13 protein-coding genes are annotated in these 17,809 nt (G+C 72.8%); 8 read left to right on the top strand and 5 right to left on the bottom strand.

Annotation, left to right across the window (positions count from 1 at the left end; genetic code table 11):
• The first annotated feature begins 83 nt into the window (after positions 1-83).
• Both ABZ192_RS29940 and ABZ192_RS29935 read left to right on the top strand, forming a co-directional pair.
• Positions 84-1,550: a peptidoglycan recognition protein gene (locus ABZ192_RS29940; RefSeq protein WP_356927599.1), complete on the top strand. Its 1,467-nt coding sequence runs from the start codon at positions 84-86 to the stop codon at positions 1,548-1,550.
• A 129-nt stretch (positions 1,551-1,679) separates the two neighbouring features.
• Positions 1,680-2,762: an NDP-sugar synthase gene (locus tag ABZ192_RS29935; RefSeq protein WP_356927598.1), complete on the top strand. Its 1,083-nt coding sequence runs from the start codon at positions 1,680-1,682 to the stop codon at positions 2,760-2,762.
• Positions 2,763-2,927: 165 nt separating this feature from the next.
• On the opposite strand, the gene ABZ192_RS29930 is transcribed toward ABZ192_RS29935, so the two are convergent.
• The 4 genes from ABZ192_RS29930 to ABZ192_RS29915 form a co-directional block, all read right to left on the bottom strand.
• Positions 2,928-3,929, bottom strand: coding sequence for a DNA-3-methyladenine glycosylase 2 family protein (locus ABZ192_RS29930; protein WP_356927597.1), 1,002 nt, complete (start codon positions 3,927-3,929; stop codon positions 2,928-2,930).
• Between the two features lie 65 nt (positions 3,930-3,994).
• Positions 3,995-5,323: a coenzyme F420-0:L-glutamate ligase gene (locus ABZ192_RS29925; RefSeq protein ID WP_356927596.1), complete on the bottom strand. Its 1,329-nt coding sequence runs from the start codon at positions 5,321-5,323 to the stop codon at positions 3,995-3,997.
• Entirely contained in the window at positions 5,320-6,279 is a 960-nt protein-coding gene (cofD, locus tag ABZ192_RS29920) for a 2-phospho-L-lactate transferase (RefSeq protein ID WP_356927595.1), read from the bottom strand. The genes ABZ192_RS29925 and cofD overlap by 4 nt, the downstream gene beginning before the upstream one ends.
• Before the next feature lie 145 nt (positions 6,280-6,424).
• The gene (locus tag ABZ192_RS29915; protein ID WP_356927594.1) at positions 6,425-6,931 is read right to left on the bottom strand and encodes a cysteine dioxygenase family protein; all 507 of its coding nucleotides are present in this window, start codon (positions 6,929-6,931) and stop codon (positions 6,425-6,427) included.
• 658 nt (positions 6,932-7,589) lie between these two features.
• Between ABZ192_RS29915 and ABZ192_RS29910 the strand changes: the two genes are divergently transcribed.
• From ABZ192_RS29910 to ABZ192_RS29900, 3 genes are all read left to right on the top strand, one after another.
• Positions 7,590-7,853 carry a WhiB family transcriptional regulator gene (locus tag ABZ192_RS29910; RefSeq protein ID WP_010034659.1) on the top strand — a complete coding sequence of 88 codons (264 nt, stop codon included), beginning with the start codon at positions 7,590-7,592 and terminating at the stop codon, positions 7,851-7,853.
• A 173-nt stretch (positions 7,854-8,026) separates the two neighbouring features.
• A complete protein-coding gene (locus ABZ192_RS29905) occupies positions 8,027-11,698 on the top strand; it encodes a glycosyltransferase family 2 protein (RefSeq protein WP_356927593.1) in 3,672 nt (1,223 codons plus the stop codon).
• Complete coding sequence (locus tag ABZ192_RS29900; protein ID WP_356927592.1) at positions 11,695-13,215, top strand: DUF5719 family protein; 1,521 nt, start codon at positions 11,695-11,697, stop codon at positions 13,213-13,215. Before ABZ192_RS29905 ends, ABZ192_RS29900 begins: the two co-directional genes overlap by 4 nt.
• A 54-nt stretch (positions 13,216-13,269) precedes the next feature.
• Here the strand turns inward: ABZ192_RS29900 and ABZ192_RS29895 are convergent, their stop codons facing one another.
• A complete protein-coding gene (locus ABZ192_RS29895; RefSeq protein ID WP_356927591.1) occupies positions 13,270-13,725 on the bottom strand; it encodes a metallopeptidase family protein in 456 nt (151 codons plus the stop codon).
• 294 nt (positions 13,726-14,019) lie between these two features.
• On the opposite strand from ABZ192_RS29895, the gene ABZ192_RS29890 reads away from it, so the two are divergent.
• The 3 genes from ABZ192_RS29890 (at position 14,020) to ABZ192_RS29880 (ending at position 17,647) form a co-directional block, all read left to right on the top strand.
• Positions 14,020-14,442, top strand: a complete 423-nt coding sequence (locus ABZ192_RS29890) for a DUF3499 domain-containing protein (protein ID WP_356927590.1) — start codon at positions 14,020-14,022, stop codon at positions 14,440-14,442.
• A 121-nt stretch (positions 14,443-14,563) separates the two neighbouring features.
• Positions 14,564-16,180: an L-lactate permease gene (locus tag ABZ192_RS29885; protein ID WP_356927589.1), complete on the top strand. Its 1,617-nt coding sequence runs from the start codon at positions 14,564-14,566 to the stop codon at positions 16,178-16,180.
• Positions 16,181-16,282: 102 nt separating this feature from the next.
• A complete protein-coding gene (locus tag ABZ192_RS29880) occupies positions 16,283-17,647 on the top strand; it encodes a phosphomannomutase/phosphoglucomutase (RefSeq protein WP_356927588.1) in 1,365 nt (454 codons plus the stop codon).
• Positions 17,648-17,809: the final 162 nt, after the last annotated feature.

Raw genomic sequence — 17,809 nt, 5'->3', positions numbered from 1 at the left:
CCACCGGTTCGGCCGAACCCCGGCCAACGGTCCGTCAAGTCCCAAATGGACAGACTCATAGGGCTATGTCCAAGCTCGGGAGCATGCGTGGACTTCTTGCTTCTTCGATCGGTGTCACCTGTGCGGCCGCTCTGGCCCTCCCGCTCACTCCGCCCGCCGTCGCGGCGACGGCGAGACCGGTGCCGACCACGGAAGCCGCCACGGCAGCGAGACCCGCGCCCCACGCGGGGACACCGGACACGACCCTCACCAGCCGGCGCGCGGCCGAACCGTACGCCCCCGGAAGCACCCAGTCCCTCCCCCTCGAATCCCTCACCCGCAACCGCGCCACCCCCACCACTCCCGGCGGTCCCGACCAGGGCCTGACCCGCCGTGCCGTACGCCACTTCTCCCTGGTCGGCGTCGTCTGGGACGACCCCGAAGCCGAACTGCACGGCCGCGTCCAGGTCCGTACCCGCGCCGCCGGCACCGGCACCTGGTCGGGCTGGCAGGACGTCGAGACGCACAACGGCGACCACGCGGCCGACCCCGACACACCCGAGAGAACCTCCGGCCGCGTCCGCGGCGCCACGGCACCGCTGTGGGTCGGCGACTCCGACGGCGTGGAACTCCGCGTCCGCTCCGAACCCGAGAGCGCGGAAGCCGACTCCGCGCACCACGGCACGGACACCCGTAACCTGCCCGCCGCGCCCCCGCTCCCCTCCGGCCTCCGCCTCGAACTGGTCGACCCGGGCGATGACGCCCCACCGCCCGACGCCTCCGCGGACGGCCGCCGCACCGTCGGCCTCGCCGGTGAGAACTCCGCCGCCACGGAAGCCTCCGCCGTCAACGCCGACCTGGCCCCGCTCGGCGCCACCGAGATCCCGGCACTGAACCGCGCGGAGACCGAGCAGGCATCCCTCAACGCCGGCGAGCTGACGGAGCAGCAGCAGCGGGCGAAACCGTACGTCGGCCCGCGCCCGCGCATCGTCACGCGGCGCGGCTGGGGCGCGGACGAGGGGCTGCGGGAGCGGGGTTTCCGGTACACGAAGAAGGTCAAGGCGGCTTTCGTGCACCACACGGCCAGCGGCAACAACTACCGCTGCTCGCAGTCCCCGTCACTCATCCGCAGTATCTACCGCTACCACGTCAAGAGCATGGGCTGGCGGGACATCGGCTACAACTTCCTCATCGACAAGTGCGGAAAGATCTACGAGGGCCGTGCCGGTGGCGTGGCCAAGCCCGTCCTCGGCGCGCACACCCTTGGTTTCAACAGCAAGACCATGGGGATCGCCGTCCTCGGGTCGTACGGCGCCAAGAACCCGTCGTCCGCCTCCGTCCGGGCCGTCGCCCGGCTCACGGCGTGGAAGCTGGGCCTGTACCGGGTGAATCCGCGGGGCAAGACCTACCTGAAGTCGGGGGGCAGCAATCTCCATCGGAAGGGCAAGAAGGTACGACTGAACGTGATCTCCGGTCACCGGGACGGCTTCATCACGGAGTGCCCGGGGCGGAAGCTCTACAAGAAGCTCGGCTCGGCCCGCTCCACAGCGGCCCGGTACCAGGGCCGCTGAGACACACGTTCATTGCAGGGCATCGGGGCGGAATGCCGCACGGCCAGGGAAGGCGCCACGGAACGGTCTGCATACACTGACCGGCCGAAAGACAGTTCGGCCGGTCCCGGCAGGAAGCAGAGACGACACGTGACAGAAGCGATCCTCCTGGTCGGCGGCAAGGGCACCCGGCTGCGCCCGCTCACGGTGCACACACCCAAGCCCATGGTGCCGGCGGCCGGGGTGCCGTTCCTCACGCACCAGCTGGCGAGAGCGAGAGCGGCGGGCGTCGAGCACATCGTCCTGGCCACGTCCTATCTGGCCGAGGTCTTCGAGCCGTACTTCGGTGACGGCTCCGCGCTGGGGCTCCACCTGGAGTACGTGACGGAGGAGGAGCCCCTCGGCACGGGCGGCGCCATCCGCAACGTCGCCTCCCGGCTGCACTCCGGACCCGACGACCCGGTGCTGATCTTCAACGGCGACATCCTGACGGGCCTCGACATCCGGGCCCTGGTCGACACCCACGAGACCACGGGCGCGGACATCTCCCTGCACCTCACCAAGGTCACGGACCCACGCGCCTACGGTCTCGTCCCCACGGACGACACGGGCAGGGTCCTGGCGTTCCTGGAGAAGCCGCAGACGCCCGAGGAGATCGTCACCGACCAGATCAACGCGGGGGCGTACGTCTTCCGCCGCTCGGTCATCGACACGATCCCGCGGGGCCGGCCGGTGTCGGTGGAGCGCGAGACGTTTCCGGACCTGTTGACGGCCGGGGCCCACCTCCAGGGCATGGTCGACTCGACGTACTGGCTGGACCTGGGCACCCCGGCGGCGTTCGTCCGGGGCTCGGCGGACCTGGTCCTGGGCCGGGCCCCGTCCCCGGCGGTCCCCGGCCGCTGCGGCGACCGCCTGGTCCTGCCGACGGCGACGGTCGCGGCCGACGCGAAGCTGTCCGGCGGCACGGTGGTCGGCGAGGGCGCGTTCGTCGCGGAGGGCGCCCGCGTCTTCGGCAGCACGATCCTCCCGGGCGCCGTGATCGAGCCCGGCGCGGTCATCACCGACTCCCTCATAGGCACCCGGGCCCGCGTCGGCGAACGCTCCGTCCTCACCGGCACGGTCATAGGCGACGGCGCGGTCATCGGCCCCGACAACGAACTCCGCGACGGCGCCCGCATCTGGTGCGACGCCCAAATCCCAGCAGGAGCGGTCCGCTTCTCCTCGGACCAGTAACGCCTATGCCGGGGGGCTGAGCTGCGGGCAGTCGTGCCTCCCCCAGTGCCTTAAGGGCCTGGGAGGTACCCCCAGGGCGGCACGGGTGGGCGCACCCCGCTACGCCGGGCTGCGGACCCACCCGCCCTCAGCACCAACGCCGCAGCACCGGAAACCCGGCGCAGCTCACAACCCCCCGATATCCCACCGCGGCATCTTCGGCGCCCTCCGCCCCGGCACCACCCCACTCAACAAAATCAACCGAGCCGCCCGATGCCGCTGCCCCGCATACGGCTCAAGCAACTCCAGCATCACGGAGTCATCCGCATCCCGGTCCCCGGCCAACGCCCACCCCACGATCCGCGGCAGATGCAGATCCCCCACGGTCACCTCATCCGGCGCCCCATGACTGCGCTGCACCGTCTCCGCCGACGTCCACGGCCCGACCCCCGGTACGACTTCCAGCCGCGCGCGAGCCGCCCCCGGCTCCATCCCGGCCGCCTCCTCCAACCGCCCGGCCACCCGCACCGCACGCAGAATCGTCGATGCCCGCTTGTTGTCGACTCCGGCCCGATGCCACTCCCACGACGGGATCAACGCCCACTCCCGAGGCCCCGGCATCACGCACATCCGCCCGGGCGCTGGCCCCGGCGCCGGCTCCCCGAACTTCCGCACCAGCAACCGCCACGCCCGATACGCCTCATCGGTCGTGACCTTCTGCTCCAGAATCGACGGAATCAGCGACTCCATCACCAGCCCGCTCCGCGTCAGCCTGAGCCCCGGCCGTCGATGCCGGGCCAGTGCCACCAGCCGGTGCCGGGGCACGAACACGGACGGGTCGTCGGCGGCGCCGAGCAGCTCCGGCAACCGGTCCAGCAGCCACTCCGCCCCGGGCCCCCAGGCCTGGCCGCGCACCCCACCGCCGTACGCGCACACCCGTAGCGTCCCGGGCCCGGCGGGGGTACGACAGGCCCGCCACACGGACCCGTCCGGCATCGCCCGGAACGTCGGATCACCCGGCCCGCGTCGCAGCGGCCCGAGCACCAGCCCCAGATCCAGCGGCCCGTCCGGCACCCAGTCGCGCACGCGCCCCGGCTCCGCCGCCTGCCGCGGCACGCCCCCGGCCACGCCGACATGCCCGCCGCGCACAGTGGTACGCGTGGGCCGGGGAGCGAACCGTCCTGCCATGAGTGAAGTCCCGGGGAAAGCGAAGCGAGAGGAGCCCTACGAGCGTAGGTGCCGGCCGGCGCAGGTCACCGCACCTCGATGAAGGCCCCCGCGTCCCGCTCCGGCCGCGGACGCGGTTCCTCCGCCGGATGCCCGACCGCCACCGCGCCCATCGGGTCCCAGTCGTCCGGCAGCCCCAGCACCTCGCGCACCACGTCCCGGCAGAACATCGTCGAGGACACCCACGCCGAGCCCAGCCGCTCCCCGGCCAGCGCGACCAGGAAGTTCTGCACGCCGGCGCCCGTGGCGACCACGAACATCTCCCGCTCGGCCCCGTCGCGCCGCGCGTCGCCGTAGGTGTGCGAGCCGTCCATGACCAGACACGGGACGACGAGGTACGGCGCGTTCCGCAGGACGTCCCCGCGCCGGACCCGCTTGGCGATGGACTCCTCCGTCTTGCCGTCCCGCCGCAGGTCCGCGATCCACGCGTCGCGCATGGCGTCGAGCAGCCGCGTCCGCGACTCCTCGGACTCCAGCAGCACGAAGCGCCAGGGGGTGGTGTGGTGCGGGGCCGGCGCCGTCACCGCCGCGGCCACCGCCCGCCGTACCGCGCCGGGGTCGACGGGCTCGTCCGTGAAGGCCCGGACCGTGCGCCGCTGGGTCACCGCCAGCCGTACCGCCTCCGACGTACCGAGCCGGAACATGTCGTCGCGCGCGTCGCGCACCATGGCCCGCGCTCCCTCTGCGTCGCCCGGCGCCAAGACGTGCGGCAGGCCGCGCACCACGGCGACGGGGAGCCCGGCCGCCTTGCCCTTGACCAGGTCGCCGGCCGCGGCGAGTTCGTCGGCCGTGGCAACGACGGTGGCGCTGAGCGGGTTGCCGTGTGCGTCCGTGCCGCCGCGCAGATCGTCCAGTACGCGCACCCCGGCGGCACCGATCGCGACGTCCGTCAGCCCCGCGCGCCAGGGCCGCCCGAACGTGTCGGTGACCAGGACACCGACATCGACGCCGAGGATGTCGCGCAGCCCGTCGCGGATCGCGCGGGCGGAGGCGTCCGGGTCCTCGGGCAGCAACAGCACCGTCCCGGACGGGGTGTTGGACGCGTCGACCCCGGCCGCGGCCATGACGAGGCCCTGCCGGTTCTCGACGATCCGGAGGCTGCCGCGCCGGGCGACCACGCGGACCGTCTCGGCGTCGATGGCCGCCTCCCGATCCGTCGCCCGGACCGCCCGGCCCTCCGCCTTGGACACGACCTTCGACGTGACCAGCAGGACATCGCCGTCGGCCAGACCGGGCTCGGCGGCCGCGATCAGCTTGGCCAGATCGTCCCCGGCCGCGACCTCGGGCATCCCGCCCAGGGCCCACACCCGGTACCCGTCGGCCCCCTGCCGGTTCTCCGGGACCTCGCCGCTCAAGCTGCCCGCACCTCCTCCGCCAGTGCCAGGGCCTCCCGCGCCATCTGCGCGGTCGCGTCGACGTCGGTCATCATCAGCGGCACGGCCCGGCAGCGGATCCCGGCCGCCTCGACCCGCTCCACCGCGCCGGCGTCCACCGTGTCGACGAGCCAGCCGTCCAGCAGGCCCGAGCCGTAGTGTTCGGCCACCGCCGGGGCGGTCGACTCGACGCCCACGGCGGCGAGCACCTTGTCGGCCATGCCCCGCACGGGCGCGTCACCGACGATGGGGGACAGGCCGACCACCGGCACCCCGGCGTCGGCGATGGCCTCCCGGATGCCGGGCACGGCCAGGATCGTGCCGATCGAGACGACCGGGTTGGACGGCGGGAAGAGGATCACGTCCGCCTCGGCGATCGCCTCCAGCACCCCCGGCGCGGGCTTGGCCTGGTCGGCACCGACCGGCACGATCGCCTCCGCGGGCACCGAGGCGCGCAGCCGCACCCAGTACTCCTGGAAGTGGATCGCCTTGCGCTCGCCGTCGATCTCCACGGCCACGTGGGTCTCCACGCGGTCGTCGGACATCGGGATCAGCCGCACGCCCGGCTCCCAGCGGTCGCACAGCGCCTGGGTCACCGCGCTCAGCGGATACCCGGCGCCGATCATCTGCGTCCGCACGATGTGCGTGGCGAAGTCCCGGTCGCCGAGGCCGAACCACTCGGGCCCGACGCCGTACGCCGCGAGCTCCTCCTTGAGGTGGAAGGTCTCGTCGGCACGCCCCCAGCCCTGCTCCTCGTTGATGCCGCCGCCGAGCGTGTACATCACCGTGTCGAGGTCCGGGCAGACCTTCAGCCCGAAGAGGTGGATGTCGTCCCCGGTGTTGCCGATGACCGTGATGTCCGCGTCCGGCACGGCACGCTTCAGACCACGCAGGAACCGGGCACCACCGATGCCGCCTGCCAGAACCACAATGCGCATGGAAGCCAGTCTTGCAGGCGCCTGTGACAACCGGTCGGCGACTACCTCAACCGGTCAGACCGTCACGCCAACCGGTCGGGCCCGTCCCGCCATCGGTCAGGCGGACCGCCCCGCCATCGGCCAGGCGGGCACGTCGCGCCGTCGGTCAGGCGGCCACGGCCCCCGGTACGCTCCAGGCCTCGCAGTGCTGGGCCGTGTGCATCGGCATCTCCGTCAGGCCCGGGTAGTAGACGTGCAGGCTGACCGCCGGCTCCAGTGCGTCGTTGACGACTTCGTGCACGTACCCCGGCGCGAAAACGCGCTGCGCGCCTGCCCGCAACGCGCGTGTGCCCCGCTCCGTGCGCTCGGTCAGCGTGCCGTCCAGCACGGTCAGCACACCGGAGGAGCGGCCGTGGTCGTGCAGCCCACTGCCCTGTCCGGGCACCCAGGACAGGAGCCACACCTCGTAGCCCGGCCCGGTGCGCAGCCGGTGGTACCAGCGGCTGGTCGCGTCGTAATGGACGAGGTGCTCCCACTGGGAGCGGTCGGCGGCGATGGAGCGGGCGAGTCCGACGAACTCGGCGACGGTGGCCGGGTGCTCGCGCGGGGTCTGGAGCAGATGCGGGACCTCGAGGAGGTCGCCGGCGATCTGGAGGTCGCTGTCGCTGTTCATGGGTGTGGTGGTTCCTCAGTGAAAGAAGGTCAGAGGGAACAGAGCCGAGAGACGGGTGGCTCGGCCTTCAGCTGGAGCAGGTGGAGCTCAACAGCTGGAACAACAACAGCGACAGCGAGCGCGGGCAGCACCGTGAGACCCGGCGGTGCGGGTCGAGGTGAGTGCCGAGTTCGCGAGCATGCCCACAAGGACACCGGTTCACACCTTCACTGTCAACTCGGCACCCGTCATGTGGGATGTGGTTCACCTCATCCGGTCGTTCACTCAGATGAAAGGTTTGTTCAGGGCCCGCCCGGGACACATGGCGTCCAACCGGGCGCACGAAACCCCGTTGCGTACTCGTGATCCGACTGTGATCCGTTTCGCTTCGAGGTGCGTGTCGGAACGAGATCGAACCTCTGGGCGTCCTTCTTCGTACAGGTCTGCAAGGGGTCCGGCGGACGGCGTGAGCCCCTGCGGGCTCCGTCGGTGTGTCAGGTTTTATGGTGATTTGAACACTTTCCGCTTGGGCTTGGTTCCGCAGAGTGAATAAGGGGCTCAATAGCAGATCTCGGCTTGACTCGCCCGGAGCAGCACACTTGTAATTTCACTCGTGTCGTTCAGCCGGAATCGGTAACGGCTAGATCACGGGGACGCGAAAGACAGACGAGGGGCGCACATGACCGAGACGGTGCAGCAACTGCTGGTCGACGACGCGGACGAGGAACTCGGCTGGCAGGAGCGCGCACTGTGCGCCCAGACCGACCCCGAGTCCTTCTTCCCCGAGAAGGGCGGCTCGACCCGGGAGGCCAAGAAGGTCTGCCTCGCCTGTGAGGTCCGCTCCGAGTGCCTCGAGTACGCCCTCGCCAACGACGAGCGATTCGGCATCTGGGGCGGCCTGTCCGAGCGGGAGCGCCGCCGGCTGAAGAAGGCCGCGGTCTGACGTCATCCCGATCCGTACGCCCGGTTCGAACGGCCCGTCGCAAGTGGGTTATCCACAGGCGGCGGGCCCCCTTGTTGCACAGCCGATAGTGTGGTCGCTCGTCCGAGACGCCCCGCTGCCCCCACCGGCCGCAGGCGTCCACCGCAGTCCACCGAACCGGGGCCCGTACCTCGATGTCCGTGCACAGCCACCCGGCAGCTCATCACGACAGCGCTGCCACACCTGAGTTCCCGCGTCATGTGGTGACCGCGGTCCTCGTCTCCCACGACGGCGCCCGCTGGCTGCCCGACGCGCTCGCCGGGCTGCTCGGCCAGGAGCGACCCGTGCAGTACGCGATGGGCGCCGACACCGGCAGCGCGGACGACTCCGCCCAGCTGGTCACCGACGCCCTCGGCGCCGACCGCGTGCTGCACCTCGCCCGCCGCACCGGCTTCGGCCAGGCCGTCGAGGAGTGCGACCGCACGGCCCCGCACCTCACCCCGGAGGAGCTGCCGTACCTGAAGCGGCCCAGCGGCTGGGACCCGGTCACCCGCTCCTGGCGCGACGACGCCTACGACCTGCCCGAGCTGCCGCACGGAGAGCCGGTCCAGTGGCTGTGGCTGCTGCACGACGACTGTGCCCCGGAGCCCGACGCCCTGGCCCAGCTGCTGCGCGTCGTGGACAACGAGTACGAGCTGGGCCGCGAGGACGTCGCCGTCGTCGGCCCCAAGCTCCGCGGCTGGTACGACCGGCGGCAGCTGCTGGAGGTCGGCGTCAGCATCGCCAACTCCGGCCGCCGCTGGACCGGCCTGGACCGCCGCGAGCAGGACCAGGGCCAGCACGACCACGTCCGGCCCGTGCTGTCGGTGTCCACCGCCGGCATGCTGATCCGCCGCGACGTCTTCGAACAGCTCGGCGGCTTCGACCGCCACCTGCCCCTCATGCGCGACGACGTCGACCTGTGCTGGCGCGCACACGCGGCCGGCTACCGCGTCCTGGTCGCCCCCGAGGCCGTCGTCCGGCACGCCGAGGCGGCCTCCCGCGAGCGCCGCACGGTCGACTGCGTGGGCCGCACGGCTGCCTCCCCCCACAAGGTCGACAAGGCCGGCGCCGTCTACACCCTGCTCGTCAACGCGCGTGCGGCCGTCCTGCCCTGGGTGCTGCTGCGGATCGTGATCGGCACGCTGCTGCGGACCGTCGCGTACCTCGTCGGCAAGGTCCCGGGACAGGCCGTCGACGAGATCCGCGGTCTCATGGGCACGCTCCTCAGGCCCGAGCGGATCCTCGCCGGGCGGCGCGGCAGAGGCGCCTCCGGGGTCGACAAGGACGAACTGCGGCCGCTGTTCCCGCCGCCCGGCGCCACCGTCCGCATGACCGTCGAGCAGCTCGCGAGCAACCTCGTGGGCCGCTCCGACCCGGAGGTCGCCTCCGGCGCCGGACGGCACGGCGGCGCCGTCGAGTCCGGCCCCGGCGGCGACGACGCCGACTTCCTGGAGATCGAGCAGTTCGCCCGGCTCAAGCGCATCGCGCGCAAGCCCGGCCCGGTGCTCTTCCTGGTCCTGCTGGTGGTCTCCCTGGCCGCCTGCCGCGAACTCCTCGGCGGCGGCGCGCTCACGGGCGGCGCCCTGCTGCCCGCCCCGGCCGACTCCTCCGACCTGTGGGCGCGCTACCTGGACGCCTGGCATCCCGTCGCCGCCGGCGGCACCTCCTCCGCACCGCCGTACCTCGCGCTCGTGGCGATGCTGGCGTCCCTGCTGTTCGGCTCGACCGGCCTCGCCGTCACGCTGCTGCTCGTCTGCTCCGTGCCGCTCGCCGGCGTCACCGCCTACTTCGCCTCCCGTCCGCTGGTCGAGTCCCGGCTGCTGCGCGCGTGGGCGGCCGTCGTCTACGCCTTCCTGCCCGCCGCCACCGGCGCCCTCGCCGGCGGCCGGATCGGCACCGCCGTCCTCGCCGTCCTGCTGCCGCTCATCGCCCGCGCGGGCATCGCCGCCAGCGGCCTGGCGAACCCGTCGGGGGCGCGTGGCAGTTGGCGCGCCACCTGGGCGTACGCGCTGCTGCTGACCATCACCACCGCGTTCACCCCGATCGTGTGGCCCATCGCGCTGCTCCTCGGCGCCGGGCTGCTGGTCCTGCGCCGGACCGACATCACGGCGTACGGGCTGCGGTTCCTCGCCCAGCTCGGCACACCCCTGCTGGTCCTCGCGCCCTGGTCGCTGTCGCTGCTGCCCTTCGGCTTCTTCCAGGAAGCCGGTCTGGAGTACGGCCCGTCGGCTGCCTCTCCCCTCGACCTGCTCGGCGCCAGCCCGGGCGGCCCCGGCACCGTCAGCGGCCTCATGCTGATCGGCATCGTCCTGGCCGCGCTCGCCGCCCTGCTCCGCTCGGAACGCCGGCTGGGCATCTGGACGGCCTGGACGGCCGCCCTGACCGGCTTCGTCTTCGCGGTCCTGTCCAACAGCTCCACCTGGTCCGGCCCCGCGACGCTCGTCTACGGCATCGCCCTCCTGGCGGCCGCCGCGCTCGGCGCCGACGGAGCCCGCGCGCGCGTGGCCGAGCAGAGCTTCGGCTGGCGCCAGCCCGTCGCCGTGCTGATCGCCTTCGCCTCGGCCGCGGGCCCCCTGCTCGTCGCCGCGGGCTGGATGATCCGCGGCGCCGACGGCCCCCTGGAGCGGCGCGACCCGACCCAGGTCCCCGCGTTCGTCGCAGAGGAGAGCGGCGGCAGCGACCAGGCCCGCACCCTCGTCCTCGACAGCGACTCCGCCTCCCGCGTCGGATACATGCTGGTGCGCGGCTCCGGCGCCCGCCTCGGCGACGGCGAGATCGCCGCGGCCGACGGCGAGAACAGCAGGCTCGACAAGGTCGTCGCCAACCTCGTCGCCGGCTCCGGCGCCGACCAGGCCGACCAGCTCGGCGGCTTCGCCGTGCGCTACGTCCTCGTCCACCGGGGCGCCCCCCGCGACGTCACCCGCGTCCTGGACACCACGCCCGGCCTGACCCGGCTCAGCCAGCAGGACAGCGGCGCGCTGTGGCAGATCGACCAGGACGTCGCGCGCGCCACCATCGTCCCCGCCTCCGGCTCCGGCACCCCGCAGACCGTCGCCGCCGGGCCCGTCGACATCCACACCACGATCCCGGCCGGCCCCGACGGACGCGTGCTGCGCCTGGCCGACACCGCCTCCGACGGCTGGACCGCCACGCTCGACGGCAAGCCGCTCACCCGCACCACGGTCGACGGCTGGGCCCAGGGCTTCAAGCTCCCCGCCACCGGCGGCAGGCTGGACGTCACCTACGACGACTCCGTCGGCCACACCGCGTGGCTGTGGGCACAGGGCCTCCTCGCCGTCGTCCTCGTCGTGCTGGCCCTGCCCGGCCGACGCCGCGACGTCGACGACGACCTGCCCGAGGAGCCGGTCGTCCCGGCCCAGCCGGTCGCGGGCGAGGGCCGCCGGGCCCGCCGCCTGCGCGCCCAGGCGGAGGCCGAGGCCGAAGGGGCGGCGCAGCCCGGGGAGTTCCCGCCCCCGCAGCCCGAGCAGCCCCCGGCGCCCCTGCCCCAGCAGAACCAGGGGCAGTGGGACAACGCCGGCTACCAGAGCGGCGAGTACGCGAACTACGGCGACCAGTACCAGGGCGCCCAGTACCCGGCGGACGCGTACGGACAGCAGTACCCGGCGGATCCCTACCAGGGCGGCCAGTACGACCCGTACGCCTACGGCGGCCAGCCCCAGAACCCGTCGTACGACCAACAGGGCCACGACCAGCAGGGCTACGACCAGGCCTACCCCCAGGGCTACGGCACGCCGTACGACCCGGCGCAGCAGCACCACCCCCACGGCACGGGCAGTGAGCGTCCCGACGGGAGCCAGCAGTGAACCGCACGACCCTGTCCCTGATCGCCGGCGCGACCGCGCTCGCCGCCGTCACCGGCTTCGCCGCGCTGTCCGCCCCGGACACCCCGGGCGCGGACACCACCGCCAAGGCGGCCGCCCAACTGCCCGTGGAACGCACGAGCCTGCTGTGCCCCGCGCCCAGCATGTCCGACATCGCGGAGACGTCGTACACCTCCTTCACACCCGTCACGAAGGGCACCGGGAGCGACGGCAAGGCCGAACTCCGGGCGGCCGCCCAGGAGTCGAAGGACGGCGCGGGCGGCGACCAGGGCAAGGCCGGCGGGAAGACCGGCGAGCGGAAGAACAACAAGCCGGTGCTGACCCCCAAGGAGCCCGGCAAGCCGGTCACCGGGGACACCTCGGGCGCCGAAGCGCCCGCGCTGGTCGGGACCGCGGACGGCAGGTTCGCGCCCGGCTGGACGGTCCAGGAGACGACGGAGGTCGCCGCGGGCACCGGCCGCGGCCTTCAGGGCGTCAACTGCACGGCCCCGGACACCAGTTTCTGGTTCCCCGGCGCCAGCACCGCGCCCGACCGCACCGACTACGTCCATCTGACGAACCCCGACGACTCGGCCGCCGTGGTCGACATCGAGCTCTACGGCAAGGACGGCACCCTCAAGTCCACGGTGGGGGAGGGCATCACCGTCCAGCCGCACTCCAGCGACCCGGTCCTGCTGTCCACTCTCACCGACGAGCAGCAGACCAACCTCACCGTGCACGTCAACGTCCGCAGCGGTCGGGTGGGCGCCGCCGTGCAGGCCCTGGACGACAAGCTAGGCGGCGACTGGCTGACCGCATCCACGGACCCGTCGGGCAGCCTGGTCCTGCCCGGCATCCCCAAGGACGCCACCTCCGTGCGCCTGGTCGCCTTCACCCCGGGCGACGCCGACGCGGACCTCAAGGTGCGCCTCGCCTCCCCCTCCGGGCTGATCACCCCGGCCGGACACGAGACGGTGCACGTCAAGGGCGGTATGACCACCGCCGTCGACCTGGGCGACGTGACGCGCGGCGAGGCGGGCTCCCTGGTGCTGACGCCGACGGACCGGTCCGTGCCCCTCGTGGCGGCCCTGCGGGTCGTGCGCGGCAAGGGCGACAAGCAGGAGACGGCCTTCATCCCGGCCACCCGCCCCGTCGGCACGCGCGCGACGTCCGCGGACAACAGCGCCAAGGGCAGCACGCTCTCCCTGACCGCCCCCGACCGCGCCGCCACGGTCGAGGTCACCGCCTCGGCGGGCAGCGAGGGCGGCACGCCGGTGTCGAAGACGTACACGATCAAGGCCGGCACCACCCAGGACATCGAGCCCCCGGTCCCCAGCGGCCTGAAGGGCACGTACGCGCTCACGGTGGAGCCGAAGTCCGGCGGCCCGGTCTACGGCGCCCGCACCCTGGCGGCGACGGAGGGCGGCGTGCCCGGCTTCACCGTGCAGACGCTCCCCGACGACCGGGGGACGGTCGCGGTCCCGGAGGCGGACGAGGACCTTTCGGTGCTGCAGAAGTAGCCCTGACCGCTGCGGTCGGTGCTGCCGAAGCAGCCCTGACCGCAGCCGGCCGTTTCAGCCCTGGTCCTCGCCGTACCGCGGATCGACCGTCTCCGGGGTCAGCCCCAGCAGCTCGGCGACCTGCTCGACGACGACCTCGTGCACCAGTGCCGCCCGCTCGTCGCGGCCCTTGGTACGGATCTCGACCGGCCGCCGGTAGACCACCACGCGCGCGGGGCGGCCCTCACGGGCGCTGATCGTGCCGCCCAGCGGGACCGCCTCGTCGTTCCAGGCCTGGCCGGGCCCGTCGAGCCGCGGCACCTCCAGCACCAGGAAATCGATGTCGGCGAGCTGCGGCCAGCGACGCTCCAGGCGCTCCACGGAGTCCTGCACCAGATCGGCGAACGCGTCCGCGCGGCTGGCGGCGAGCGGCACCTGCGGCGGTGCGATCGGGCCGCGCATGCCGCGGCCGTGGCGATCACGGCGGCGGGGCCCGGGGGCGGCGGCTCGGGGCGTTACGGGCATGTCCATCACTGCTGAAGGGTAGTCCCCGCCGCGTCCCCGCGCCCGGCACCGCACAGCGGTACGGACGGCTTCCGGCCGCCCGGTACGGCATGTCGTTACATGACCATTCCAGCCAAGGTTGGGCTCAATTCCGTATCCCGCCGAGACCGGCGACCTCACGGCAATTGAGGGTTTTGTGACGACTCTTGACCGCTTGAGGAGTCGTTCGACACCCCGGACGACACTGTCCGGGCAGGTCAGCAGGGTGTGCCCGAAGGGGGGTGTGGGGCGTTTCACAGCACGACACGGGGGAGTGACCTGGTGGAGAGTCGTCGCGGCCCGCTCAAGAGTGCGGTACCGTCCAACGTCGTGAGCCCTGTACGTCGCTGTTCGCGCACCGCCTGCGGCCGTCCCGCCGTCGCGACGCTGACGTACGTCTACGCCGACTCGACCGCGGTCCTCGGCCCGCTCGCCACCTACGCCGAACCCCACTGCTACGACCTGTGCGCCGAGCACTCCGAGCGCCTCACCGCCCCGCGTGGCTGGGAGGTCGTCCGGCTCCTCGACGGCTCGGCCCCGGCGCGCCCCAGCGGCGACGACCTGGAAGCGCTTGCCAATGCCGTGCGCGAGGCGGCCCGCCCCCAGGGGCGGGCGGCCGGGGCCGGTGGTGGCGGACGCTCGGCCGACCCGATGGAGGTCGCCCGGCGAGGGCACCTGCGGGTCCTCCGGTCCCCCGACAACTGACCGCACCCCCGGTTCCTCCCTTCCCGCGCACACCCATTGACGCGGGCTTGGCGCGGACATGACCATTCCGTTTTGAGGTCGCGAGAAATCGCTTTCGCATGACGGAAGCCGGGAGGCGCCCGTGTACGTCCAGGAACTGGAACCCGTCGCCGGCTCCCTGGGCCTGTCCGCCCTCGTGGCGGCCCTGCCCCTCATGCTCGTCCTGGTCCTGCTCGGCGGCGTCCGCATGAAGGCGCACCTGGCCGGCCTGACCGGCCTCCTAGCCGCCGTACTCGTCGCCCGGCTCGCCTACGGCATGCCCCTGGGGCAGACGCTCTCCAGTGCCGCCCAGGGCGCCGTCTTCGGCCTCTTCCCCATCCTGTGGATCGTCGTCAACGCCCTGTGGGTGTACCGGATGACCGTCCGCACCCGGCACTTCGACATCCTGCGCCGGTCCTTCGGGCGGCTCTCCGACGACCCCCGCATCCAGGCGCTCGTCATCGCCTTCTGCTTCGGGGCGCTGCTGGAGGCGCTCGCCGGCTTCGGGGCGCCCGTCGCGATCAGCGCGGTCATGCTGGTCGCCCTCGGCTTCGAACCCGTGCGCGCGGCCGTCGTCGCCCTGGTCGCCAACACCGCGCCCGTGGCCTTCGGCGCGATGGGCACACCGGTCGTCACGCTCGCCCAGGTCACCGGGCTGCCGCTGGACTCGGTGGCGTCCGTGGTGGGCCGTCAGACGCCGCTGCTGGCCCTCGTGGTGCCCCTCGTGCTGGTCTGGCTCGTGGACGGCAAGCGCGGCCTGCGCGAGACCTGGGTGCCCGCCCTCGCCTGCGGAGTCGCCTTCGCCGTCGCCCAGTTCGCCGCCTCCAACTACGTCTCCGCCCAACTCGCCGACATCGGCGCCGCCCTGGCCGGCGCGGGCGCCCTGGCCGCCGTACCGCACGCGCGCGTGCCCGCCGCCGAGTCCGTCCGCGCCTCGGTGCTGACCGGCGTACGCAGCGAGGAACTGGACGAGGAGGACCCGCCCCGCGAGGTCCTGCGCGCGTACGCCCCCTACGCGCTGATCGTCCTGATCTTCTCCGTCGCCCAGCTCCCGGCCGTCAAGGACCGGCTGGACCAGGCCACCCAGACCTACGACTGGCCCTTTCTGAACGTGCTCGGCTCCGACGGAGAACCGGTCGGCGGCAACGTCTTCACCTGGCCGATCGTGTCGACGGGCGGCACGCTCGTGCTGCTCGCCGGCATCTGCACGGCCGCTGTCATCGGCGTGCACGCGCGCGTGGCGGTGAAGGAGTGGCTCGCGACCGTCCGCGAACTGCGCTTCGCGATCCTGACGGTGACGTCCGTACTGGCGCTGGCGTACGTCATGAACCTCTCCGGGCAGGCGGCGACCATCGGCCACTTCGTGGCGGCGGCGGGAGCCGGGCTCGCCTTTCTCTCGCCCGTCCTCGGCTGGTTCGGAGTCGCCGTGTCCGGGTCGGACACCTCGGCCAACGCCCTCTTCGGCGCCCTCCAGGTGACCGCCGCCCGCGAGTCGGGACTGTCGCCCGACCTGCTGGCCGCCGCCAACAGCTCCGGCGGCGTCCTCGGCAAGATGATCTCCCCGCAGAACCTCACCATCGCCTGCGCGGCCGTCGGACTCGCGGGCCGCGAGGGCGACCTGCTGCGCAAGGTACTGCCGTGGAGCCTCGGCCTGTTGCTGGTGATGTGTTTGATCGTGGTCGGCCAGAGCACGCCCGTCCTGGACTGGATGCTGCCCTGACCTGAGGTTACGGCTGGGGTCCTCTTCGCGTCCGCCCAGCGCGCTGTCAGTGGCCGGGGGTAGTTTGGGCGGACCGACAGTACTTTTTCAGGAAGGTTGGCCGTGGCTGCTGATCTGTCGCAGGTCGTCAAGGCGTACGACGTACGCGGGGTCGTCCCCGACCAGTGGGACGAGTCCCTGGCCGAACTCTTCGGAGCGGCCTTCGTGCGGGTCACCGGCGCGAGCGCCATCGCGACCGGGCACGACATGCGGCCCTCCTCACCGGGCCTGTCGCGGGCCTTCGCGCGCGGGGCGGCGGCGCTGGGCGCCGACGTGACCGAGATCGGCCTGTGCTCCACGGACCAGCTCTACTACGCCTCGGGCGCGCTGAACCTGCCGGGCGCCATGTTCACCGCCTCCCACAACCCGGCCCAGTACAACGGCATCAAGATGTGCCGCATGGGAGCCGCCCCGGTCGGCCAGGACACCGGCCTCGCCGAGATCCGCGAACTGGTCGAGCGCTGGAGCGAGTCGGGCGCCCCCGAGCCCGCCGCGACGCCCGGAACCATCACCGGCCGCGACACGTTGTCGGACTACGCGGCGCACCTGCGCTCCCTGGTCGACCTGACCTCCATCCGCCCCCTGAAGGTCGTCGTCGACGCGGGCAACGGCATGGGCGGCCACACGGTCCCCGAGGTCTTCACCGGCCTGCCCCTGACGCTGGTCCCGATGTACTTCGAACTCGACGGCACGTTCCCGAACCACGAGGCCAACCCTCTCGACCCGGCCAACCTCGTCGACCTTCAGAAGCGGGTCCGGGAGGAGGGCGCCGACCTGGGTCTCGCCTTCGATGGGGACGCCGACCGCTGCTTCGTCGTCGACGAGCGCGGCGAGCCGGTCTCCCCGTCGGCGATCACCGCCCTGGTGGCCTCCCGCGAACTGGCCAGGCACGGCGGCAAGGGCACGATCATCCACAACCTGATCACGTCCTGGTCAGTCCCCGAGGTCGTCGTGGAGAACGGCGGCACCCCGGTCCGCACCCGCGTCGGCCACTCCTTCATCAAGGCGGAAATGGCGCGCTCGGGCGCGATCTTCGGCGGCGAGCACTCGGCGCACTACTACTTCCGCGACTTCTGGAACGCCGACACGGGCATGCTGGCCGCCCTCCACGTCCTGGCGGCCCTCGGCGGCCAGTCGGGCACCCTCTCCGCCCTCGTCGCCCAGTACGACCGCTACGCCGGCTCCGGCGAGATCAACTCCACGGTCACCGACCAGGCAGCCCGGCTCGCCGCGATCCGCTCCGCGTACGAGAACCGCGAGGGCGTCACCCTCGACGAGCTGGACGGCCTCACCGTCTCCGCCACCGACTGGTGGTTCAACGTCCGCCCCTCCAACACGGAGCCACTGCTCCGCCTGAACGCGGAGGCGAGGGACCAGGAGACGATGACCAGGGTGAGGGACGAGGCACTGGCCATCATCAGGGCCTGAGGGAACGCGAGCCCAGCTTCCTGTCCGACCGCTTCGGGCGGTGGGTGGGCATAGGTCCCGGGGGTCCAGGGGGCGGAGCCCCCGGCGGGGTCGAAGGGGCGGAGCCCCGTCACCCCCCCCCCCCCCCCCACCCCCCCCCCCAGCCCCCCCCCCCCGCCCGCG

This window comes from Streptomyces sp. NPDC006235 (assembly GCF_040613735.1).
Taxonomy (GTDB): domain Bacteria; phylum Actinomycetota; class Actinomycetes; order Streptomycetales; family Streptomycetaceae; genus Streptomyces.
Note: the sequence above shows the minus strand (reverse complement) of the source record. Positions and strands in the feature narration are given on the sequence as shown.

Excerpts from the sequence above, each read along its gene's own strand:
- ABZ192_RS29940 (WP_356927599.1), top strand. The coding sequence starts at position 84 with ATGCGTGGACTTCTTGCTTCTTCGATCGGTGTCACCTGTGCGGCCGCT.
- ABZ192_RS29930 (WP_356927597.1), bottom strand. The coding sequence starts at position 3,929 with ATGGCAGGACGGTTCGCTCCCCGGCCCACGCGTACCACTGTGCGCGGC.
- cofD (WP_356927595.1), bottom strand. The coding sequence starts at position 6,279 with ATGCGCATTGTGGTTCTGGCAGGCGGCATCGGTGGTGCCCGGTTCCTG.
- ABZ192_RS29915 (WP_356927594.1), bottom strand. The coding sequence starts at position 6,931 with ATGAACAGCGACAGCGACCTCCAGATCGCCGGCGACCTCCTCGAGGTC.
- ABZ192_RS29910 (WP_010034659.1), top strand. The coding sequence starts at position 7,590 with ATGACCGAGACGGTGCAGCAACTGCTGGTCGACGACGCGGACGAGGAA.
- ABZ192_RS29905 (WP_356927593.1), top strand. The coding sequence starts at position 8,027 with ATGTCCGTGCACAGCCACCCGGCAGCTCATCACGACAGCGCTGCCACA.
- ABZ192_RS29895 (WP_356927591.1), bottom strand. The coding sequence starts at position 13,725 with ATGGACATGCCCGTAACGCCCCGAGCCGCCGCCCCCGGGCCCCGCCGC.